Source organism: Succinispira mobilis DSM 6222 (assembly GCF_000384135.1).
Lineage (GTDB): Bacteria > Bacillota > Negativicutes > Acidaminococcales > Succinispiraceae > Succinispira > Succinispira mobilis.
The window spans coordinates 45,174-67,127 of record NZ_KB913028.1; the positions used below are offsets into that span (position 1 = coordinate 45,174).

Genomic DNA, 21,954 nt, shown 5'->3' on the forward strand with positions numbered 1-21,954 from the left:
TACTTTCGATTTAGTAGTTGCTGCCCACAAAAATAATCGCATCCGCCGAAACATTCTCATTGTTTGCTACTCTTAAACTGTAATTAAACGGCAAGTTACTTAGACGATCTACCACAATTCTATTAGTTGTAGCACTAACCACACGAGTGCTGTCTCTGAGTTCGCCTTCTTTTACCAATAAGACATTAACATTATTTTCGGCTAAGATTTTTTTCATATTATCTATGGCCCCAGGCTTTTCGGTACATTTAATTAAGATAACATTTAAGGGGCGATTTACTTCTGCTGGTACTGCCTTGCTGGTAGTTGCACCATCTTTACTTGGCGCTACGTTAGTTTTAGAATCTTTAGCATCCTTGGCATCCTTTTTGTCTGTGGTTGCTTTTTCAGACTTCTTGTCAATTGGTACCGCGGTACCCTTGTTTTCCTCTTTATCAACATCTACATTATCCGTTTGTAAGGATTTTTTATATTCGGCTTTTAGTTCTTGAGTGTTTGTTTTATATTTCTCGGTTATTTTACCACCTTGAATTTGTGCTATTTCCGCCCGCACCTTTTCGATATCAGGAATCCAATAGCTAATCCCATCTATATATTCTGGTTCACCAGGAATGCTTTGGGTATTTAAGCCTTGAGCTAAAGCTTTTTTCATTGTCCCAGCAATACTAGCTATATTACTAGTGTACATATCTGTTTTTACCATGCCACTTACTACTTTTAACAATTGGGGCATATTTTTTATATTACTAGGTGAAGTTACTTTATCATACAGGGCTTTAATAAACTTTTGTTGTCTTTTAACACGCCCAATATCGCCTTCTTCATCACGATAACGCACATAGTGAATTGCTTGTTCCCCAGTTAAATGTTGCATACCTGGTTGCAAATCAATTACGAGATTATCATAGGGATCTTCATAATACATGCGTTTTTCCACATCAATATCAATCCCATCTACGGCATCGACAATACTTTTAAAACCTTTAAAATCAATAACCACATAATGATGAATACGCACACCCAAGAAATCTTCTACTGTTTCTTGAGTCAACTTGTGCCCCCCAAATGCAAAAGCATGATTAATCTTATCCCAACCTTTACCAGGAATTCGTACTCTAGTATCGCGAGGAATAGAGAGTACTGTGACTTGTTCTGTTTTCGGGTCGAGCATAACTACCATCAAAGTATCGGAACGACCTTGATCCGAGTCGCGCTCATCTACCCCCATTACCACTATATTAGTTCGCCCCGTCAACAAGTCATCTAAGCCTAGGCGTTTCCCCTCTTTGCCATTTTTGAAAAACCAAGAGAAAAATACTGCTGCTGCCGTAACCACAGCCACAACAATAGCTGTTATCATACAAACTTTTTTAAACAAAATATACCTCCTAAAGACCGCTTATTGTTCCTTAAGCACATCTTTATATTTTTCTAAAAAATTAAATAAAATATGTGCCGTAATACCCCAAATTATATAACCATGATAATCATAGAAACGCAATTCGTAGTTATTTCTTATATTCCAGCCTGTGGGATGCCCCGGTAGTAAATCATAAGGGAATTCCGTTTTAGGACTAGGCCGGGTTGCTACTTCCAACTTCGCAATCCTTGGTTCATTTTGGTAGAGAAAACTTAACGGTACTACAAATACCTCAGCCACCTCGTCCTCACTTGGCACAATTTTATCTAATTCGGCAATCATACCCAAATAAGGATAAACCTCTAGACCCAAAGGAGAAGTAATTGGATCAAGAGCCCCTAGAACTTCAATGTCTTGATCTACTAAAGCTAGTTCTTCACAACATTCTCGAATAGCTGTACAACAATAATTTAAATCTTCCGCTTCAACTCTGCCTCCAGGAAAACAAATTTCCCCAGGTTGCCAAGCTAAATGTTTGGCTCTTACTTCAAACAACACCCCTAGTCCTTCACCATTTTCTACTAAAGGTACTAAAACGGCATTTTTCTTATAAGGTAACATATTATCTACTTGAATAATATCTGCTTGCATTTTATTTAATAAATCTTGTTTTGCTTGTAAAAGCGTCTTTTTGTTCTTCATACTCAGCCTCATTTTCAATAGATATCCTAACTATTATACAAAAAAAATACTTATTTTCCTAGTTTAAGTAAGTGGATTTTTGAAAAAAACAACATAACAACCTCAAAATTTTCAACTTTGCTGCTGTTATGCTTTAAATCATTATTAATTTACCCCAACCATTAACTCGACTCCAAATTCTTTTTTAAACCAACTATTTAGCTTTCTAACTTGAATTAGTTCCATTGTAGGCTTTATTTTATGCTCTTTAAGGCTAACTAAAATTAAAGCATTTTTATCTAAACTAAATTGAGCAAAAATATCATCAATAATCCCAATCTGACTATAATCTAGATTTTCCGCAATAGCCAAAATAGCCGCTAATTTCTTAGCAATAACCCAATCTTCTTCTTGCAGGAAATTGCGATAAATATGGTTTTTAAAGTAACCCGCCACTACACCACCATGCCAACAAGCTACCACGGCACTCATGATTTGTTCATAATGTGACAAGCCAAAGAGTTGGATACTTTCAATTAAGTAGGCACTATGCTGCTCGTGGTTATAATAATTGATACTGATACCTACATCATGCAAAAGGCTAGCCACTTTTAGTATTTTTGCATAATTTTTCGGTAAACGATGCAAAGCAAACCAAGCGGCAAACATTTTATCAGCAAACAAAGTTACCCGCGCCGCATGTTCCACATCGACATGATATAAATTTTGCATAATCTTAACACTATGTTGCAACACATCTGTTAAAATATGATTAGGTTCTTGAAAGACAGAAAAATAATATTCATAAAATAAACCGTCACGAACCCCATAACCAGAAGTTATCATTTTTTTACCAGCAGTTACTTTAAAGAGAACATCAATAATACTAACACCCGCTAAAATAATATCTACGCGATCATTGCTTAAACCAGGAATTTTATATCTTTGCAAACGAGTACTACGCTTTAGAGCCTCAAAAAACTCTTGAAAATAACTCTGCTCAAAAGAGTAATTATGCAATTTATGATAATTATACTTACTTCTTCTTTGTAAAATTTTAGTTAGAGTTCGAGTTGTCCCGCCTATCCCCACCAATGGTAACTCAATATCTTGTAACCACAAAATTTTCCCAATTTCCGCCAATAAAAAATCATACATTCTTTGAAATTCTTTACTAGCTTCTTGATTGTTTTTACTATTAACGGCAAATTTTTCCGTAACATTGACTGCGCCGAGCGGAATACTTTCTGCAAAAACTATTTTACGTGACTTAACCAAGATTAACTCCAGGCTACCGCCGCCTAAATCAAAAAATAGTGCATCTTCTATATCTAACGAATTCACAGCCCCCAAAAAAGAGTAATACGCCTCTTGTTCGCCAGTTAAAACCTGCACTTGCATGTCGGTGTGTTCTTTTATTTGTTCTAGAACATTCTCACTATTGGCGGCATTTCTTATCGCCGCCGTACAAACCGCTAAAATTTTATCAGTTTTAAACAATTTGCACATATGGGCAAAATTGTTCAGAGTCCCAATGGTTGACTTAACTCCCTCAGCAGTTAGCTCGCCTTGGGCATCAATTTTTTGGCTCAAACGCAACGTTTCTTTTTGATTATAAACCATATTGTATGAATGGTTTTCATAAATATGATTTATCACCAATCTTGCGGAATTTGAACCAATATCTATCATTGCTATACGTTGCATAATATCACCTGTTTATAATAGAATATAGGTAGTAATTTATCTATAGTATAGAGAAATTGCTTATATTAAGCAAGAAAAAATATTTACACATATTTAAGGAGTGTTAGTATGTTGCAAAACAGCGAGTATAATCAGCCCGATAATTTTATCAGTCGCGAAATTAGCTGGTTAAAATTTAACCTCCGGGTTCTAAGAGAAGCTGGTATTAAAGACTTGCCAATTCTAGAACGCCTTAAATTTCTCAGTATTTGTTCTTCTAATTTAGATGAGTTTTTTATGATTCGGGTTGCTGCGCTTTGGCAACAAATAGAAAATAATATCAATCATCCCGACGTTGCAGGTTTAACACCTAAACAACAAATAGAGCGGATTTCCAAATCTGCCCATACCCAAACCAAATTGCAATATCGCTATCTTTCAGCTATTTTAAAAGAATTAAATAGCTTACATCAAATTCACTTTGTCCGCGTTTTTGAATTATCAGAGCTTAGTCGTAATTGGTTAGATAATTTTTATCATGAAATAATATATCCCGTGCTAACCCCCATGGCTATTGATGCCAGCCATCCCTTTCCTTTTTTAGCTAATAAAACTTTGAACTTAATTATTGAATTAATTAACTATGAGCAAGAATTAGTTATGGCTGTAGTGCAGGTGCCTTCGGTTTTACCTAGAATTGTCGAAGTTCAAATCGGTTGCGCAGAAAAAACTTATGTGTTTTTGGAAGATATTATCATGCATTATTGCCAACATCTTTTTCAAGGTTGTCAAATCATCGATATCCAACCTTTTAGAATTACTCGCAACTCCGACCTTTGGGTAGATGAAGAAGATACTGATAATTTATTAAAAGAAATTGAAGCCTCTTTACGGCGCCGTAAAAATGGTGACATAATTCGTTTAGAAATATCCAAAAGTGATAACAAAAACATGAAGAATTTTTTAATTAGCACTTTAGAATTAGAAGAAACTGATGTCTATCAAATTCTTGGACCGCTAGATCTAACCTGCTTTATGAACTTTGCTTGTTCAGAGGAATTTTCCCATCTAGAGCACCCACCTTTTATTCCCCAACAACCCTTAGATATCAATCCTGAACTAGATATCTTCGATCAAGTTCGCCAACACGATGTTTTCCTCCATCACCCCTATGAATCCTTTGACCCTGTAATTAACTTAATCAACCAAGCAGCTGACGATCCTAAAGTCTTAGCTATCAAACAAACTCTATATCGTGTCGGGGGCAACTCCCCCATTGTCGCGGCACTAGCTCGCGCTGGTGAAAATGGTAAGCAAGTAACAGTCTTAGTAGAACTGAAAGCGCGCTTTGATGAAGAAAATAATGTCCACTGGGCAAAAAAACTCGAGGCTGCTGGTTGCCATGTAATCTACGGCCTTTATGGTCTAAAAACCCATGCCAAAATAACCTTAATTGTGCGCCGCGAATATAGTGGCTTAAAACGTTATGTCCACCTAGGTACTGGTAACTATAATAATAGTACCGCGAAATTGTATACCGATATGGGTTTAATTACTGCTAACGAGCAATTTGGCGTAGATGCTTCCGCTTTTTTCAATATGCTTTCTGGCTATTGCGAACCTCCTGAACTAAAAAAACTCAGCATCGCTCCCATCAATCTGCGCCAAAAATTTTATGATCTGGTTGACACTGAAATTCGCAATGCCCAAGCAGGCAACCCAGCACATATTATTTTAAAAATGAACTCTTTAATGGATAAAAACGTTATTTTAAAACTCTATGAAGCCTCTGGTGCTGGTGTGAAGATTGAGCTTATAATTCGGGGTATCTGTGGCCTAAAACCAGGTGTAAAAGCTGTAAGTGAAAATATTTCTGTACGCAGCATTATTGGTCGTCAGCTAGAACATAGCCGCATTTTATATTTTCATAATGCCGGAGAAGAAAAAGTATTTCTTTCCAGTGCCGACCTAATGAGCCGTAATTTAAATGACCGCGTAGAAATCCTCTTTCCAATTGAAGATATTAATATCTTGCAACGCATTAAAAACATCTTAAAATTATATCTAAAAGACAATGTTAAAGCACATATGCTTCAATCCAACGGAACTTATCGGCGCATTACCAATGCTAAACAAGTAAAAACCAATGCCCAACAAAGTTTATATGCCTTAGCTAAAAAAAATGTTATTAAACAACCGCTCTCGCTAAATACTAAATTAAAGCCACTCTATCACCGCGATAACAAATATTAATTGCTTAGCAGCGGAAAAATAATGCTTCAGCACTTGACTTTAACTACCTAAACCCCCTAAACTTAATATATTATTTCAAAACAAGGAAGGTATACTATGCAAACAGATTACAAAGTTTCTATTAATGTTGGTCCTCATTATGGCTACATCCAATACAATGAAACCAACAAAACTATTCAAGTTGTTTTCCCAAATGAAAAAATAAAGCAATTAATCTTAGATTATTTAGCTAAACCACATAAAATAAATGTCCCTAGAGAACACAGTGTTTGCGAATTTGAAACTCAAGAAAAACTAGCTCATTTAAGTCGGGAAGATTTTGAACTTGTGTTAGGACGCTTGTGGAATAATTTAAAAGTTCATGTAAACTGGAGTATCCCAGTTAAATAGTTTGTGGATAAGATTTACGATTTTTATCTTTTTCCAAGATTTTCCCTAAAGTTATTAACAGAGTTATCAACAAAACAAGTGTTTCTGTTGATAACTCTGTTCTTTTTCTTATATTTTATGGCTTTTCGCCCTTCAAAGTTGTGGATAACTTATATTTCTCTTTCCATATAACTTTTTGCTTCCAAGGACATTTCTACCCTGGCCTGCAAAATTTCCGTAAGAATTGCTTCGACGTGCGAGAAAACCTCCGGGAAAAAAGCAATGATAAATTTTGCCAATTCATTATACTCCACCGTTTTTACTTGAAAACTGTCTTGCTGGTACAGACAATTTAAAATCCGACCACACTCTGCTAAAGGTACGCTAAAGGAATATTCCACTACTGCTACTTTTTCAACTATTCCGACTTGTTGAATTGCACCACTTACACTTTTCGCATAAGCTCGCACTAAACCACCTGCTCCCAACTTAATCCCACCAAAATAGCGCGTAACCACTACCCCTACATCGTGTAACTGCTGTTTTTTTAAGACTTCTAACATAGGAATCCCTGCTGTACCACTAGGTTCACCATCATCGCTAGAACCTTGAATATCCGCATTTTCACCAATTATAAAGGCCGCACAATTGTGTGTCGCATCCCAATATTCTTTCTTGATTTTTTTGATAAATTCGTAGGCCTGTTCGCGAGATTCAAGCCGCTCAATATGACAGATAAAACGAGATTTTTCAATTACTAATTCATAAATACCCGCTTGCTTAATTGTATATAATCCCATACAAACCCCTTGTATAATGAAAACCGTAAGCTTTCATTATCCTTTCTGAAAAATATCTACAGTTCTTATAAAAATTAGCCTAATAATGTTTTGAACTATCATAGAGTTTTTGCTTCAAGCAAGAGCTCGCTCAATAGTTCGCTATTTTTGCTAATTGCCAATCTAGTTTATATTTATTATACACCATATCATAGTTGTCAAACCAGCCACTATCTTAACCCTAGCTTCGCGCTAACTCTTGACAACTCATGTCGCCTGTGATGTAATATTAACTAATTGAAATTAGTGGACAGACACTACGCTTTAAGTAGTTGTTGGGCAAATTTTGCAGCAGGTAAAAGCCTGTGGGACCTTTTCGTCTCACAGGCTTTTTTTTATCAGTTTTAGGTATAGGAGGTTGTTAATATGTCCTTAACAGGCTTAAGTTCACCCCAAGCAGAGATTCTCTTGAAAAAGTATGGTGAAAATATCTTAATTCCTAAACCCCAATTTAGCCAATTAACTAAATTACGCAAAATTATTTTTCAACCAATTTTTCTCCTGCTCTTTGCAGTGGCTAGTATTTATTTTTTGCTAGGCGAAGCAACTGATGGTTGTATAATGCTTTTTTTTGTTATGTTCATGCTCAGTATTAATCTTATTCAAGAATATAAAACTGAAAAAACTTTACAGAGCCTGCAAGATCTCACTACCCCAAACTGTAAAGTATACCGCGATCAACACTGGCAAACCTTACCTGCAACCTTACTTGTCCCTGGCGATCTTATTTCTTTAATCGAAGGCGATAAAGTTCCTGCCGATGGTAAATTAGTAGAAATTACAGATTTAGCTGTTAATGAATCTACGCTCACGGGCGAAGCAGATTTAGTTTGGAAGTCGCAAGAGGACACAAGTGAAAATTTTTGGCGATTAGATTATTGTTATGCCGGTACAGCAATTATTCAAGGCAGTGCTAAATTACTCCTTACAGCTACTGGTAGCAAAACTCATTTAGGTCAAATAAATCAAAGCCTTCAAAATGCACCCACGATACAAACGCCTCTAGAAATTCAAATTGGTCGGCTAGTAAAAACTTGTACTTTGTTAAGCTTTTGCTTATTAAGCCTTGTTAGTCTTTTAACATATTTAAGTTCTCAAGATATTATCGCAGCAATTTTAGCAGGCTTAACCTTGGCTATGGCAACCCTCCCTGAAGAATTCCCTGTAATTCTTACTGTGTTTTTAGCCATGGGTGCTTGGCGACTGGCCAAGCAGAATGCCCTTATTCGTAATATTGTGAGCACCCAAACTCTGGGCTGTGTAAGCGTACTTTGTTTTGACAAAACAGGTACTATTACGCACAATGAAATGACTTGCCAAGAATTATATCCTGCGACAAATTTTAATTCACAACAACTTCTAGAAATAGCTGTATACGCCAGTGAAATTGGCGCCTATGATAAAATGGAGCAAGCAATTTTAACTTGTGCCCAAGGGCAACAATTAAATATCCAGCAATTACAGCAATCTCCCTTAGTTACTGAATATCCCTTTACCAGCGAAACCAAAATGATGGGCCACGCCTTTGCCCTCCCCCAAACAATTTTACTCGCTGCTAAAGGTGCCTGTGAAAGTATTTTGCCATTATGCAAGCTTACTCCACCTCAATTAGCTTGGTTTGAAGAACTGCAAAAAACTGCTGCAACTAAAGCCTATCGTTTAATTGCCGTCGCTCAACAAACTTATCCAACCGCAGCAACTTTACCTGCTAATTTAGCTAACAGTAGCTTGGAACTTGTAGGCATTTTAGCTTTTAATGATCCACCTCGAGCCGCGGCGCGTGCGGCTATTGAGCATTGTCAACAAGCCGGAATCAAAACCATTATGATAACCGGTGATAACCATTTAACAGCCCAAAGTATTGCCCAACAGATTGGTATGACTGGTGATTATTTAACTGGCGAACAACTAAATAAGTTATCACAGACCGAGCTTCAAGCGGCACTTACCACCACCCGAATTTTCGCTCGCACTATCCCCCAGCAAAAACTTAGAATTATTCAAGCCTTACAAGCAAATGGTGAAGTTGTCGCTATGACTGGTGATGGTGTCAATGATGCGCCGGCACTAAAATATGCCGATATTGGTATTGCGATGGGTAAAAACGGCACGGAAGTTGCCCGTCAAGCCGCTGATTTAGTTTTGCTCGACGACAATATTCTAACTATTATGGACAGCATTAAAGATGCCCGTCGAACTTATGATAATATTCGTAAAGCTATCAATTATGTCTTAATTATTCACTTACCGATAATTTTATTTGCCCTATTAATTCCTAGTCTTAATTTACCCGTGCTCCTATTACCTATTCATATTGTCCTCCTAGAAATGTTGATTGACCCTACCTGTTCCATAATTTTTGAACAGCAACCAGCTGAGCTTACGGTTATGAATCGTCCGCCGCATAAAATCAGCGATGATATTTTACTTCGTAAACATGTCTTGACTAGTTGTCTGCAAGGAGTAGTTATCTTTTTAACACTATTTTCTAGCTACTGCTACCTCTTAAAAAACTCTATACCGCTAACATTGGCTCGAACTTTTTGCTTAACTAGTTTATTAACCGCCAGCTTAATGCTGGTCTTTGTTAATCAAGCCTTTACACGTTCCTTTACCAAAAATTTTTCTTTTAACAAAGCTAATCTAATTATCAGCTTAATTGTCGGTCTCACAATTTTAGCCCTAAATTATAACAGCCTTTGCAATCTAATCTTTAAAACAGCCCCCCTAAGTTCTCTACAACTTATAAGTGCTATTGCTTTAGGTATCGGCAGTACTATCTGGTATGATTTCACCAAAAAACCAGCTTAGTCTTTTATTATAGTTAGCATTGTTTAGCCCTAATAATGTTTTTACCTACATTATTGTAATTTTCCCTAAAACCATATATAATAATATCAATTTGAAGTAAAGAGGTGGTCTTTGGTGCAACCCAAAACTATGAGTAAAGTATTAGTCGCGATAGATTTTTCTGCTCAATCCATTCGTCTGCTAGAGTGCGTTTATGATTTATGCCAAAACGACGTAAAGACGATTATTCTAACCCATGTATTTGAAGATGCAAAAGATGCTAAGAGTTCTGGTGCCGAATGGCAAGAAGTTATTCATCAACTTACTAGTTTTAAAAAGAAATTAGTGGAAAAAGGGTTCGAGGTGAAAATAGTTACCCCCGCAGGCGAAGCCGCGATCGAAATCACTAATTTAGCTATTCAAGAGCAAGTTGACTTGATTATTATGGCCTCTTCTGGCAAAGGCTACATTCAAAGCGCCCTTATGGGTAGTACTTCTTTTGATGTTGTCCGCTTAGCAAAATGTCCTGTTTTTGTAGAACGCGGCAAAATAGCTTTAAAAACCACCAATCAAGCTAAACCTGCGCGTCTAGCTAAAGTACTTTTACCCACCGACTTTTCTTTAGCTTCTTTAGAAGCACTAAGTATCGTTCGCTCTTTGCATGATAAAATTGGCGAAGTAGTTTTTGCCAATGTAATCGAAAAAAGTCGTTCTATTGACGATTTAAATGCTAAAGTAAAGCAAGCCGAGCGCAATCTAATCGAACTGGTAGAAGAAATGAATGCGTTTGGCATTAAAGCTTCTTATCGGGTAAAAGTAGAAGGGGCTGCCTCTAAAGTTTTATTGAACTTAATGAAAGAAGAAGATATAACCTTAACAATTTTACCTAAAACTGGTGCTGGAATTGTTACTGGCTTACTAATTGGTAGTACGGCCCAAGCAATTTCGCTTAATATCGACCGCCCAGTACTCTTGGTACCCACTAGTCACGAAAATTAGTTCTTGACAAACCATTGCCCGAAAGATACAATAGAGTATGTGCTTAATTGGAGAGGTGTCCGAGTGGCTTAAGGAGCACGCCTGGAAAGCGTGTGTTACGGGGAACTGTACCGAGGGTTCAAATCCCTCTCTCTCCGCCATACACTATTTGGTATATTGAGCTGCAGTTTTGGAGTCTTGCGCAATGCAAGCCTGTGAACCCCGTCAGGTTCGGAAGAAAGCAGCGGTAAGCGGGTACTTGTATGTGCCGCGAGGGTGCTCTGGAACTGTGGTTCAATATATTAAATATTGTTTTAGCACTTACAGTCTTTTGACTGTTTTTTTTTACCCTATTTAGCTAGTTTGGAGGTGTTTAGATGTCCTATTTAGCACTGTATCGTAAATATCGTCCCCAAAACTTTTCCGAAGTAGTGGGGCAAGAACCAATAAAATTGGCGTTAAGTAACGCTCTTAAACAAGATAAAATTGTTCATGCCTATTTATTTGCTGGACCACGGGGAACTGGCAAAACCAGCTTAGCCAAAATTTTCGCTAAAACTTTAAATTGCCTAAATAGCGCTGATAAAATTACCGCTTGTAATACTTGCCCCAATTGCCTAAGCATTACAGCTGGTAGCAATATGGATGTCTTTGAGATTGATGCGGCCTCCAATCGTGGCATTGATGAAATCCGTAACTTACGCGATAATGTGAAGTTTTCTCCAACTAGTTGCAAATATAAAGTTTACATTATTGATGAAGTTCATATGTTAACGATCGAAGCTTTCAATGCACTTTTAAAAACTTTGGAAGAACCTCCTGCCCATATAATTTTTATTTTAGCTACCACCGAAGTACATAAAATTCCTATAACTATTCAGTCGCGCTGTCAACGCTTTGATTTTCGTAAATTAAACAAGGCTGATTTAGAGCAGCGACTTAATTTTGTTGCTCAAGATAGCCAAATTTCAGTCACCCCTGAAGCCTTGTCTCTAATCGCTTTACAAGCCGACGGTGCTTTGCGCGATGCTTTAAGTCTTTTGGAACAAGCTAGTATTGTAGAAACACCTGTAAGCGCCGATAGCTTACGCACAATGCTTGGTAGCGTTCATAAAGAACAATTGCGCGAGTTGTTGTTGCTTCTATCCGAAAAAAACACGGCCAGCCTCTTAATTTCCTTAAACAAAATTCTCAACTCTGGCAAAGACAGCCGCAATTTGCTCTATGAATTAATTGGCTACCTGCGAGCCATCCTCATTTTTAAAATACAACCTGAAGATCCGACAATTCTCTTAGCCGATGCAACTACAGAAATCGCTAGTTTTCAAGACTTATTTTCCGAAACGCAACTTACGGAAATAATAAACGCCTTGCAAATACTATTGCAGGAGCTGAAAGTCTCTTCCAAGCCACTTTTAACTATCGAATTAGGTTTTATTAAGCTTTGTCAACATAATGCCTACTATTCTGAATTAGAACAACGTGTAGCTGTCTTAGAAAAAAGAGTCGCTCAAGTTCTCGCAGGTCAAGCTCCAGCCATGATTTCAGTTAATTTGCCGACTAATAATTCCCCACAAATACCTACAACTCCCAATATTGCAACAACTACCCCCACTTCGCCGAATTTAAATCTCGATAAAAATAATCTCTATCAAAGTTTACTAACTAAATTGCACAAAGACAATAAAAGAGCTGTTTTAGCCTGTCTAAATTTTGCTAAAGTGCATGACTTAGTTAACAATCGCTTAATAGTTAGCATTTCTAAAGATTTTGCTTGTGAACGCCTAATGCAAAATGATTTCTTGCAAATCATTCGCAATACTCTGCAAGAACTTACTAACCAAGCAATTGATTTTCAAGCTTTGAGTGAAAATCAATTACAAAGTTCAGCTACTAGCCAAGAAGAAACACTAACACCCATTGAACCTACGGAACTAGAAACCCTCGAACCCGCTGTTCAAAAAGCTATCGACATGTTTGGTGGTCAACTTAACACCATTAATAAATAAGCTAAACCGCCAATCCTTGTCACAGGATTGAGAAACATAGTATAATAAGTAAGTAAAATTAAATTTTTTGGAGGAACAACTAATGTTTGGAAATATGAACAATATGCAAGGTATGATGAAAAAAATGCAAAAACTGCAAGCTGAACTTGCTAAAACTCAAGAAGAGTTAAAAAGTAAAACTGTAGAAGCTGTTGCTGGTGGTGGAGCAATTAAAGTTGTTGCATCTGGCAAAAAGGAGCTTGTTTCTATTACTATTGACCCTGCGGCTTTCGATCCAGAAGATATGGAAATGCTCCAAGATCTTATCTTGGTAGCTGTAAATGACAGCTTTAAGAAAATTGATGAGTTGACTGAGGCGGAAATGGGCAAAGTTACTAAAGGCATGAAATTACCTCCGGGCATGTTTTAGTTTAGTACCCTTATAATGAAAACACTAACTGCTTTAAACAAGTTATATGAACAGCTACGGCATTTACCAGGGATTGGCTCCAAAACAGCAATGAAGCTTGCCTATCACATAATCGACCTGCCCTTAGCTGAAGTTCAAACTTTAGCTGCTAGCTTAATAACAGCTAAGACCACTATTAAACTTTGTTCGCGTTGTTTCAATTTAACGGAACAAGAACTATGCGAGATTTGCAGTGATACGAAACGTGATGCTAAATTACTTTGTGTGCTCGAGCAACCGCAAGATATTCTCCCTTTAGAACGTAGCCACAGTTTTTTAGGTAATTATCATATTCTTCACGGAGTACTTTCGCCACTTGATGGTGTGGGTCCAGAAGATTTAAAAATCAAAGAGTTAGTTCGTCGTCTCAGCGATAGTAAGATTGAGGAAGTAATAATCGCCACTAGTTCTAGTGTAGAAGGTGAAGCTACTGCAACTTATATTGCGCGGCTCCTAAAACCACTGGGAATTGTAGTTAGTCGTATTGCTCATGGGCTACCAATCGGCAGTAATCTAGAGTACGTCGATGAATTAACCCTACATAAAGCTTTAGAAAATCGTAGAATTCTGTAACAACCAAAGGAAGTGACTCTCTTGCCAGAAATATTTACCTACCTGATCGCCGTTGTGATTTTAATATTAGTCGTTAAATTATTATCCCTACCTATTAAATTAATATATAATGCCATTTTAGGTGGCATTGGTCTATGGCTTTTTAATTTTGTAGCGGCCTTCGTTCATTTTCAAGTTAGTATAACAATCATTAATAGTTTAATCGTAGGCTTTTTCGGAGTTCCGGGACTAGTGGCTGTTATTTTCTTGAAATTAGTCGCCTAATAATTTTATTCACATGTATATAATTGTTGGTATTGAGCATGATTTGAAAATCCTCTTTGATTAGGTTCGCAACTTTATCATAAAGGATTTTTCAAGATCATGCTCATTTTTTTGTAAAAAAATATGCTGTGATATGCAGAATTTTTCCACACACCATAACTTATCTTATAGAGCCGGAACGGAGTCCAGCTTTATTAAATCGCGTGTTTCCAACCAAGAATCCAGGCCATCTGCAAGTACTGATAGTTCAATCCTTACTTATTGTAATACTCTAGTATTATCTATTGATGCTTTAAGTTCCTCACAATTTGTAGTACTTTACCACAAAATATTCTGTAACCTTCCTAAATAGTGTGAGCGGCAAAAATTATTGCTAAGCACACTATTTTTCGTCTTTGTAAAATATTAGACGTTAAACTAAAGTTTCTTTGGTTTTTGCGTTTCTTTACCAAATATTTAGGTATTAATAATAGCACAATATATATAATTTGAATGTTTTATTGTAATCCAGCGAAAACTTTCGTGTTTATTTTATTTTGTACAAAGTAGTTCTGTATACAAAATCCTCTAATCATCCCATTGTTTGCGAATTATATTGTATACTTGTCCTTTTGGGGCAGTTAGCTATTTTTTTTTCTTATAATTTATTCTATAATTAAAAGGCGCAAAATGCGTTATTATAAAAAAATTATGAGAGAGGTGTCTTGAATGAACTTATCAACCAAAATTCTTGTTGGTTTGGTTTTAGGTGTTATCACGGGTCTAGCTCTTGGACCAAGCGGATTACCTTTCGCCACTACCTGGATTGCTCCTTTTGGAAGTATTTTTTTAAGCTTGATCAAAATGATTATTGTGCCACTAGTATTAGCCTCGTTAATTGTCGGTGCAGCTAGTGTTGGCGATATTAAAAAAGTTGGTCGAATTGGCGGTAAAACCCTAGCTTTATACTTAGGAACTACTGCTATCGCTATCGCTCTTGGTCTAGTTTTAGCAACAGTATTACAACCTGGTAGCGGCTTGGCTCTTAGTACCAAAGCTGCCGCTAAAGCAGTAGCTTCCCCTTCAATATCTTCAGTTATCGTGGGGATTATTCCAGCTAATCCGATGGAAGCACTGTTAAAAGGTAACATGTTGCAAATAATTATTTTCGCGCTGTTTATCGGTATTAGCATCAATGCGGTTGGCACTAAAGCTAAAGTTGTGCATGACTTCTTTGAAGGCCTAGCCGAAATTATGTACCAAATTGTTGGCTTTATTATGAAATTAGCTCCAATTGGAGTGTTTGCTCTGATTGTACCCGTAGTTGCCAAAAACGGTCCTCAAGTTCTCCTACCTTTGATTAAAGTTGTCTTTGCTGTTTATCTTGGCTGTTTGTTACATATTATTATCACTTACTTACCTTTGGTTAAAGCCACTGGTGTTAGTCCGATGAAATTTATCAAAGAAATTTTCCCAGCACAGTTAATTGCTTTTTCAACTTGTAGTAGTGGGGGAACGCTCCCTGTAAGTTTAAAATGTGTCCAAGAGGGTCTTGGCGTATCTCGTCAAGTTTCTAGTTTTGTAATGCCGCTTGGCGCTACAATTAACATGGACGGAACTGCTTTATATCAAGGGGTTTGTGCTTTGTTTATCGCTCAAGTTTATGGGATTGATTTGACGATGAGTCAATATATGATGATTATCTTGACGGGAACGCTTGCTTCTATCGGAACTGCAGGTGTGCCTGGCGCGGGCTTAATTATGCTAACACTGGTATTACAAACAGTAGGCTTACCCCTAGAAGGCTTAGCCTTAATCGCTGGAATTGACCGGGTTCTCGATATGCCTAGAACTATGGTTAATATCACTGGCGATGCGGCTGTTTGTGTAGCCGTTGGTAAAAGCGAAGAAAAATATGAAACTATTGCCGAATTAGCTACAGAAGAAGCCTAAGTAGCTTATTTAGCCATTTAAATAGTTTTTTAGGAATATCCAATTGCAAAGTTGGATATTCCTTTTTTATATTCTGTGGGTTCTCTGTCAAATTTTGTAGTTTGAATAATAAAAGTTCACAGTCTAATGTCGTGGTAAATTTCACTCGCACAACTGATTTCTCCCATTGACTGGATACGTTTATGCGCCTCTATGCTTAAAGAAGCTGAAAGTCACTCACTTACAAATTTTATCTGTACCCAACAAAAAAGCAAAAACAATAATCGTCAGGTCGATTGGTTGTAATCGTTTCGTGTATAATTATTTCTTAACTAAAAGAAAAAACCTATACGCAAATCATATAGCTTCTACAGAACTTCTATTTTTGGCTTAATGCCAATAAACTATAGGAATTACGGGGATAGCTTGGTTAAATACTGGCATTGGTTATCGTGTTTCTAAGAATCCACTCCTTCTATAAGTGGTAGTAGTTCAAATCGCAGCTTTGTTCACTAGTAAATCATCTGTGCCAAATATCTTAATACTCCTTAACTGACTAATAAATCCACTTACACAATTTTCCTAACTTGCTTACTCTTAGCCCCTTTTGTTATAATTAGCCCATAATGTGAGAAAGGACTGAGCTTATGCCACAAACTACTGTTGATTTAATAATTATCAATGCCCAAATTTATAATAGCTTTAGCAAAAAATTTATTAAAAACAATCTCGTCGTAAAACAAGGAAAAATTCTATATATCGGCCAAAATATTCAAGAGTTTACGAGCTCCCAGATTGTTGATGCCCAAAATAACTATTTAATTCCCGGCTTAATCGATATCCATATGCATATAGAGAGCACAATGGCCACGCCCCAAGCTTTTGCGCATGAATTAGCGCGTCACGGCGTTACAACCATCATTTCCGAGCCACACGAAATTGCGAATGTCTTTGGTCGCGTCGGCGTAGAAAGCATGCTTACCGCCTCGGAAAATGCGCCTATTGATATTTTCTTCGGCGTTCCTAGTTCTGTCCCTTCAACTAATAGTGATTTAGAAAGTACTGGCGGGAAAATCACGCTAGAAGATTTACAAATCTTACTTAAACAACCGCAAGTAGTTTGCCTCGGTGAAATTATGAATTATATCGATGTGATTTACCGTGAGCAATCTAAAACTTTAGATTTAATTAACTACACTAAATCAAACTATCCTTATCTGGCGATTGAAGGGCATTGTCCGCGAATTGGCGATGTTGAATTAGCAAAAATGCTGTTTGCGGGTGTTCATTCTGATCATACCCAACAAACTGTCGCGGGCTTAATTGACCGCTTTTTACAAGGCATGTTTGTTGAAATTCAAAGCAAATCCTTAAAAGCTGATATTATTGCCTGTATTCAAGAATATCAAATGTATGAGCGCCTAGCCTTAGTTACTGATGATATTATGGCCGATGAATTTGTTAGCAAGGGGCAACTAGATAAAAATCTACGTAAATTAATCCAGTTAGGTATTAAGCCCGAGCTAGCAATTTATCTGGCTACCTATACCCCAGCGCTACACATCGGTTGGCGGGATCGCGGTTGTCTAGCGGCGGGTAAAATTGCTGACTTTTTTATCACGGATAACCTAACCGAACTACCGATTTTAGCTACATATAAAAGTGGTAAAAAAATCTATGACCATACGCAAGAACATATTTTCTCAGCCAAAAGTTTAAACTTTCCCGCACACTTTTATCAAAGTGTACATTGTCACCCCTTAACCGTACAACAACTGCAAATACCTGTTAAAACTACGGCCGCCAGTGTCCGCTGCAATGTCTTTGAACTAGTCGCCGATGCTACTTTTACGCAAGCTAAACAAGCTGATATTCCCGTTAAGGATGGTCTGTTAGATTGGCAAGCCAGTGATTTTGCTCTAGCTTTAGTCCTAGAACGCCATGGACGAGGTCAGTTACAACCAGCTTTAGCCTTAGTCGGCGGGGTATGTCTCCAAAGCGGCGCGATTGCCACCACCTATGCGCATGATCATCATAATTTACTGGCTATTGGTCGTAATATTCCCGATTTGTTGTTTGCCGTTAACCGTGTAATTGAGCAACAAGGAGCTTATCTAGCCGTTTTAAATGAAACTGTTTTAGCCGAAGTACCTTTACCAATTGCGGGAATTCTCTCGCCTCTATCAATGCCCGAACTAGCTCTAGAAGTTCAAGCCCTAAAGCAAGCGTTTGCGCAATTAGGTTACGCCCATAAAAATCCACTGATGTCCCTAAGTACTATTAGTTTACCGGTTAGCCCGGAGCTAAAACTAACTGATAAAGGGCTAATTGAAGTAAAGTCGCAAACTATTTTACCGCTCATAGTTGAATAGCTTTAAAACTGATTTTATTAATGCTTATACTGAAGGTTGTAACAAGCGTTAAAAAACTAAAACGTGTTTCTTTTGGTCTTAGAAATTTCAATCGTTTCCGTAATAGATTATTATTCATTGCTTCTTCAAAAAGTTAAAACTGGATTAAGAACTTTTTCATTCTTAATCCAGTCTAAATATACTTCTTTATTATTCACACCACAACATTTGACATAGAACCCAAAAAAGGGACTTCCAATTGGAAGTCCCTTTAATTACTTGCTTAGTTTTTTCTAGAAGAAGAATTGTACGAATGCAGTTGTAGTTTGTTGATCTTCTTTAGACATACCTGCAGCAGCTTCTTTTTGTTCTAAATCACTGTAAGATACTTGTAATTTAATATTTTTTTGGACAGCATAGTTGAAACCGATTTCATAACCAGTAACACCACGATTATCGTTAAGATCCCAATCCAAACCTGCTGGAGCATAAAGTACGCCTGCTGGAGCATCGAAGCCCATGATCCATGCGCCCCAAGATCCTTTATCAGCTACGTTCATACCTTTGTAGTCTAAACGTGCAGTGTAACCTGTTTTATCAGTGCCATTTACTTCATCGCCAGCCATTAATAATTGAGCTGCTAATTTGAAGTTTTTATCAAATTTGTAAGCCGCATAGAATTGACCGAAAGAAGTATCATCCACTCCTGTAATCGCATTATCATTTTTGCCTTTTACATCATAATAAGCAGCATTGAATTGCCATTTATCTTGCTTGTAGTCAAGAGCCAAACCTGCAGTATCAACATCTTTTTGAGCCCCAGACTTGAATGCACCATATTTATTTGGAGTCATACGACCATAAAGTACTGTCGCTTTTAATTTATTACCGAAGTCTAAACGCACCCCATCAGTTTCAGCAGAGTCGAATAAGAACGCATTAACATCAGCATAAGCAAAACGACCAGCTTGTACTTTTACATCATCAATGCTACCAGCTACCCAAGCACGACGCATTAATGTGCTATCTTCATCAGCACGGCCATTTGTTTCTAAGTTTTGTTCATTTTCTAACATCATGTTAGCTGTCCATTTGTCGTTGATTTCGCCTTTAAGGTTTAAACGAGTACGAAGTTTAGTTTCGTTTTGTTTGTCGTTACCATATTGGTCGCCATCAAAACCTCTGTAACGGAAACGCATTTCACCAGTGATTTTCACGTTATCAGCATTTTTTTCTAATTTTGTTACACGTACGCCAAGATTGTCTAATTCTGCAGAGAATTCAGCAGCTAATTTTTCAATCATAGCTTTTTGACTAGCGTCAGCTTTGTCAGATTTAGCCATAGCTTTTGCTACCATTTGAGCCATTTCGTAACGAGTAATGCTTTTGCCACCTTTGAAAGTGTCATCGCCGTAACCTTCTACGATACCAGCTTGAGCTAATTTGCTTACAGAAGCATATGCCCAGTGGTTAGATGGAACATCAGAGAATGGGTTAGCAGCAAATGCTGTACCAGCGATACCTAGAGAAAGAGCCATTGCTAATACTAGAGATTTTTTCATAATAATTTCCCTCCAAATTTGTTTTTTGCTTGGTTTATTTTCGCCAATCAATAAAAACAAATTTTCAGCAAGCCCGCAACATAAGTGTCCTTGTTTCCTTAGCTTTGTTTTTGCCTAATTTTTCATCTTTAAAAATTGTCTTTCATAACCAGCTAATATATATATTCTACATCCTTGCGGAAATTCCTGCTAAACTTTTTAAAAATATTTTATTTTTTTGTTTTTATTTTGTATTTTGTATTTTGTAAAAATCGCAAAGCAATCGCCCAAGCAGCATACGCGTCTACAGGCTCTGGCAAACTACGCCAGCGGATTGGTAGCAGGCTCTGCCAAAAGCTTGGTTTATTTTTGTGCCAATATAGTTCACTGGCTTGCAATGTAGTATTGCGTTCATCCACTAAGATTACGGTTTGATTCAAACTGGCTAAGCTGTGTTGCACTCCCGCACTTTGTGTACCATCGCCCAATAAAATTTGGCTTTGGGGATATTTAGCTAAACAAATTTGTACTTGTTCTAGTAACTCCGTCGCTCTTACTAAAAACAGTTCTAGGACTTCGCCATCAGGCTGTACTATTGCTAAACCACATTTATCTCGTCCGGGATCAATGGCAATTAGCATTTTTTTCACCTCACAACAAAAAAGGCGAGCTCTAGCTCGCCTTTGCTTATATTTTTTCAAATTCAATATCAATACTTAATAAGTCGGAAGTATAAATATCTCGCTTAGCGCGCACAATTACATTTACCAGGCCATTTTGATATTTTTGGAGATTTTTAGTTAGCTCTAACATTTCACCAATACTCAAATTGCCAACTGTGCCATTAAGTGGATCGGCAATTACACCATTATTAATCGCCTTAGCATTTATTTCTTGCAAAAGTTCAATCAGCGCCACTTGCACATCTTTATCTTGTAAATCCAATTGTTTGGTCAAGATAACTTCTTGACGTTTATAAATTAATTCATTCGGTAAAATTTGCGGCCGCACAATAATCGGATCCCCATAAACTAAGTTACTACTAGCTAACAGCCGCACAAAAACTTTCCCTGATAATTGGCTCATTTTATACAAGGTATTTTTGACTTCGTTTTGTTCGATAAACACTACTTGCAACTGTTTATTTTCAATTCCTAACTTATCTATTAATAGAGCATTGGTCGTTTTCATTAAGGTGTCTAATTCTTTGGCACTTTCTTCCATATTTTTACCCGCGGTTAAGCGTCCTGAAGCTACTAACTCTCCCGCCCGAAAAATTATCTGGCCTTCTCTAACACTAATTAAACCCTGTTGTAGGCGCTCCGCAATACTCGATAAATGCACAATATCAGTTTCCAACTGTTTCTTGGTTGTCAAGGTTTCTTGCAAACTAGTTTGAGCTTGTTGATACTGCTGTTGTACTTCAGCGGTAATAGCCTTAGCCGCTTGCATATCCTGTTGCGCCTGCTCTTTTTCTTGCTGTAAAGCCTGCATTTGCGCTTGATTAGTTTTAATTGTAGCATCTAACTGGGCCAAATTTTTGTTTTTTTCTAGAATTTGAGTTAAGGCTTGTTGAATTTCTTGGTTTTTACTAGCAACTTCATTATTTAAATTACCCAACTGAGCTCGCAATTTTTCCATACCAAATAAGGCCACCCGCACATCTTTGGAAATAGCCGCCATGCTTGCCAAAGTTACCAAGGCAATTAAAGTTCCCGTAATTATGGTCATCAAAATCGAGGTGTGTTTCGGCCGTAAACCAAAAACACTAATTCGTTTTTTACCAATTTTAGTGCCTAATTTATCACCAATATAAGCGATAGCACCACCCATAACAATTAACACTAGTATTAACACTATACCATACATATTCCACCTCACCCTCTCCCTAGCTACTTCGG

At 37.3% G+C, this 21,954-nt stretch carries 18 protein-coding genes, 1 tRNA gene and 1 other RNA gene; 13 read left to right on the plus strand and 7 right to left on the minus strand.

Annotation, left to right across the window (positions count from 1 at the left end; all coding sequences use genetic code 11):
• Positions 1-10: 10 nt before the first annotated feature.
• The 3 genes from SUCMO_RS0100220 to SUCMO_RS0100230 form a co-directional block, all read right to left on the minus strand.
• Positions 11-1,378, minus strand: a complete 1,368-nt coding sequence (locus SUCMO_RS0100220) for an LCP family protein (protein ID WP_019878333.1) — start codon at positions 1,376-1,378, stop codon at positions 11-13.
• Between the two features lie 21 nt (positions 1,379-1,399).
• Positions 1,400-2,062: an NUDIX hydrolase gene (locus tag SUCMO_RS0100225; protein WP_019878334.1), complete on the minus strand. Its 663-nt coding sequence runs from the start codon at positions 2,060-2,062 to the stop codon at positions 1,400-1,402.
• 144 nt (positions 2,063-2,206) lie between these two features.
• Positions 2,207-3,748 carry a Ppx/GppA phosphatase family protein gene (locus tag SUCMO_RS0100230; RefSeq protein WP_019878336.1) on the minus strand — a complete coding sequence of 514 codons (1,542 nt, stop codon included), beginning with the start codon at positions 3,746-3,748 and terminating at the stop codon, positions 2,207-2,209.
• A 108-nt stretch (positions 3,749-3,856) separates the two neighbouring features.
• Here SUCMO_RS0100230 and SUCMO_RS0100235 point away from each other — a divergent pair, with 108 nt between their 5' ends.
• On the plus strand, positions 3,857-5,980 hold the full coding sequence (locus SUCMO_RS0100235) for an RNA degradosome polyphosphate kinase (RefSeq protein WP_019878338.1): 2,124 nt from the start codon (positions 3,857-3,859) through the stop codon (positions 5,978-5,980).
• A gap of 96 nt (positions 5,981-6,076) precedes the next feature.
• A complete protein-coding gene (locus SUCMO_RS0100240) occupies positions 6,077-6,370 on the plus strand; it encodes a hypothetical protein (RefSeq protein WP_019878339.1) in 294 nt (97 codons plus the stop codon).
• A 149-nt stretch (positions 6,371-6,519) separates the two neighbouring features.
• On the opposite strand, the gene SUCMO_RS0100245 is transcribed toward SUCMO_RS0100240, so the two are convergent.
• Positions 6,520-7,149, minus strand: a complete 630-nt coding sequence (locus SUCMO_RS0100245; RefSeq protein ID WP_019878340.1) for a YigZ family protein — start codon at positions 7,147-7,149, stop codon at positions 6,520-6,522.
• Between the two features lie 405 nt (positions 7,150-7,554).
• On the opposite strand from SUCMO_RS0100245, the gene SUCMO_RS0100250 reads away from it, so the two are divergent.
• The 11 genes from SUCMO_RS0100250 (at position 7,555) to SUCMO_RS0100295 (ending at position 18,533) form a co-directional block, all read left to right on the plus strand.
• The gene (locus SUCMO_RS0100250) at positions 7,555-9,999 is read left to right on the plus strand and encodes a cation-translocating P-type ATPase (RefSeq protein WP_019878341.1); all 2,445 of its coding nucleotides are present in this window, start codon (positions 7,555-7,557) and stop codon (positions 9,997-9,999) included.
• Positions 10,000-10,113: 114 nt separating this feature from the next.
• Positions 10,114-10,977, plus strand: coding sequence for a universal stress protein (locus tag SUCMO_RS0100255; protein ID WP_019878342.1), 864 nt, complete (start codon positions 10,114-10,116; stop codon positions 10,975-10,977).
• Positions 10,978-11,026: 49 nt separating this feature from the next.
• Positions 11,027-11,117 (plus strand) — tRNA-Ser (locus SUCMO_RS0100260).
• A 28-nt stretch (positions 11,118-11,145) separates the two neighbouring features.
• An RNA gene (ffs, locus tag SUCMO_RS11095) (signal recognition particle sRNA small type) lies at positions 11,146-11,245 on the plus strand.
• 88 nt (positions 11,246-11,333) lie between these two features.
• Positions 11,334-12,965: a DNA polymerase III subunit gamma/tau gene (dnaX, locus tag SUCMO_RS0100265; protein ID WP_019878343.1), complete on the plus strand. Its 1,632-nt coding sequence runs from the start codon at positions 11,334-11,336 to the stop codon at positions 12,963-12,965.
• Positions 12,966-13,047: 82 nt separating this feature from the next.
• A complete protein-coding gene (locus tag SUCMO_RS0100270) occupies positions 13,048-13,374 on the plus strand; it encodes a YbaB/EbfC family nucleoid-associated protein (RefSeq protein WP_019878344.1) in 327 nt (108 codons plus the stop codon).
• A gap of 15 nt (positions 13,375-13,389) precedes the next feature.
• On the plus strand, positions 13,390-13,986 hold the full coding sequence (gene recR, locus SUCMO_RS0100275) for a recombination mediator RecR (protein WP_019878345.1): 597 nt from the start codon (positions 13,390-13,392) through the stop codon (positions 13,984-13,986).
• A 12-nt stretch (positions 13,987-13,998) separates the two neighbouring features.
• Positions 13,999-14,250 (plus strand): pro-sigmaK processing inhibitor BofA family protein, encoded by a 252-nt coding sequence (locus tag SUCMO_RS0100280; protein ID WP_156819212.1) that lies wholly within the window; start codon positions 13,999-14,001, stop codon positions 14,248-14,250.
• A 708-nt stretch (positions 14,251-14,958) separates the two neighbouring features.
• Positions 14,959-16,182: a dicarboxylate/amino acid:cation symporter gene (locus tag SUCMO_RS0100285; RefSeq protein ID WP_019878347.1), complete on the plus strand. Its 1,224-nt coding sequence runs from the start codon at positions 14,959-14,961 to the stop codon at positions 16,180-16,182.
• Between the two features lie 166 nt (positions 16,183-16,348).
• Positions 16,349-16,555 (plus strand): helix-turn-helix domain-containing protein, encoded by a 207-nt coding sequence (locus SUCMO_RS11495; protein ID WP_071592797.1) that lies wholly within the window; start codon positions 16,349-16,351, stop codon positions 16,553-16,555.
• Between the two features lie 253 nt (positions 16,556-16,808).
• Positions 16,809-18,533 carry an adenine deaminase C-terminal domain-containing protein gene (locus SUCMO_RS0100295; RefSeq protein WP_019878350.1) on the plus strand — a complete coding sequence of 575 codons (1,725 nt, stop codon included), beginning with the start codon at positions 16,809-16,811 and terminating at the stop codon, positions 18,531-18,533.
• A 272-nt stretch (positions 18,534-18,805) separates the two neighbouring features.
• On the opposite strand, the gene SUCMO_RS0100300 is transcribed toward SUCMO_RS0100295, so the two are convergent.
• The 3 genes from SUCMO_RS0100300 to SUCMO_RS0100310 all read right to left on the minus strand — a co-directional run bounded on the left by SUCMO_RS0100300 (position 18,806) and on the right by SUCMO_RS0100310 (position 21,922).
• Entirely contained in the window at positions 18,806-20,134 is a 1,329-nt protein-coding gene (locus SUCMO_RS0100300) for an S-layer homology domain-containing protein (protein ID WP_245539335.1), read from the minus strand.
• A gap of 149 nt (positions 20,135-20,283) precedes the next feature.
• The gene (locus SUCMO_RS0100305; protein WP_156819213.1) at positions 20,284-20,703 is read right to left on the minus strand and encodes a RuvC family protein; all 420 of its coding nucleotides are present in this window, start codon (positions 20,701-20,703) and stop codon (positions 20,284-20,286) included.
• Positions 20,704-20,740: 37 nt separating this feature from the next.
• Positions 20,741-21,922 carry a DUF3084 domain-containing protein gene (locus SUCMO_RS0100310; RefSeq protein ID WP_019878353.1) on the minus strand — a complete coding sequence of 394 codons (1,182 nt, stop codon included), beginning with the start codon at positions 21,920-21,922 and terminating at the stop codon, positions 20,741-20,743.
• Between the last annotated feature and the right edge of the window lie 32 nt (positions 21,923-21,954).

Excerpts from the sequence above, each read along its gene's own strand:
- SUCMO_RS0100270 (WP_019878344.1), top strand. The coding sequence starts at position 13,048 with ATGTTTGGAAATATGAACAATATGCAAGGTATGATGAAAAAAATGCAA.
- SUCMO_RS0100225 (WP_019878334.1), bottom strand. The coding sequence starts at position 2,062 with ATGAAGAACAAAAAGACGCTTTTACAAGCAAAACAAGATTTATTAAAT.
- dnaX (WP_019878343.1), top strand. The coding sequence starts at position 11,334 with ATGTCCTATTTAGCACTGTATCGTAAATATCGTCCCCAAAACTTTTCC.
- SUCMO_RS0100230 (WP_019878336.1), bottom strand. The coding sequence starts at position 3,748 with ATGCAACGTATAGCAATGATAGATATTGGTTCAAATTCCGCAAGATTG.
- SUCMO_RS0100250 (WP_019878341.1), top strand. The coding sequence starts at position 7,555 with ATGTCCTTAACAGGCTTAAGTTCACCCCAAGCAGAGATTCTCTTGAAA.
- recR (WP_019878345.1), top strand. The coding sequence starts at position 13,390 with ATGAAAACACTAACTGCTTTAAACAAGTTATATGAACAGCTACGGCAT.
- SUCMO_RS0100295 (WP_019878350.1), top strand. The coding sequence starts at position 16,809 with ATGCCACAAACTACTGTTGATTTAATAATTATCAATGCCCAAATTTAT.
- SUCMO_RS0100240 (WP_019878339.1), top strand. The coding sequence starts at position 6,077 with ATGCAAACAGATTACAAAGTTTCTATTAATGTTGGTCCTCATTATGGC.
- SUCMO_RS0100235 (WP_019878338.1), top strand. The coding sequence starts at position 3,857 with ATGTTGCAAAACAGCGAGTATAATCAGCCCGATAATTTTATCAGTCGC.
- SUCMO_RS0100310 (WP_019878353.1), bottom strand. The coding sequence starts at position 21,922 with ATGTATGGTATAGTGTTAATACTAGTGTTAATTGTTATGGGTGGTGCT.
- SUCMO_RS0100285 (WP_019878347.1), top strand. The coding sequence starts at position 14,959 with ATGAACTTATCAACCAAAATTCTTGTTGGTTTGGTTTTAGGTGTTATC.
- SUCMO_RS0100245 (WP_019878340.1), bottom strand. The coding sequence starts at position 7,149 with ATGGGATTATATACAATTAAGCAAGCGGGTATTTATGAATTAGTAATT.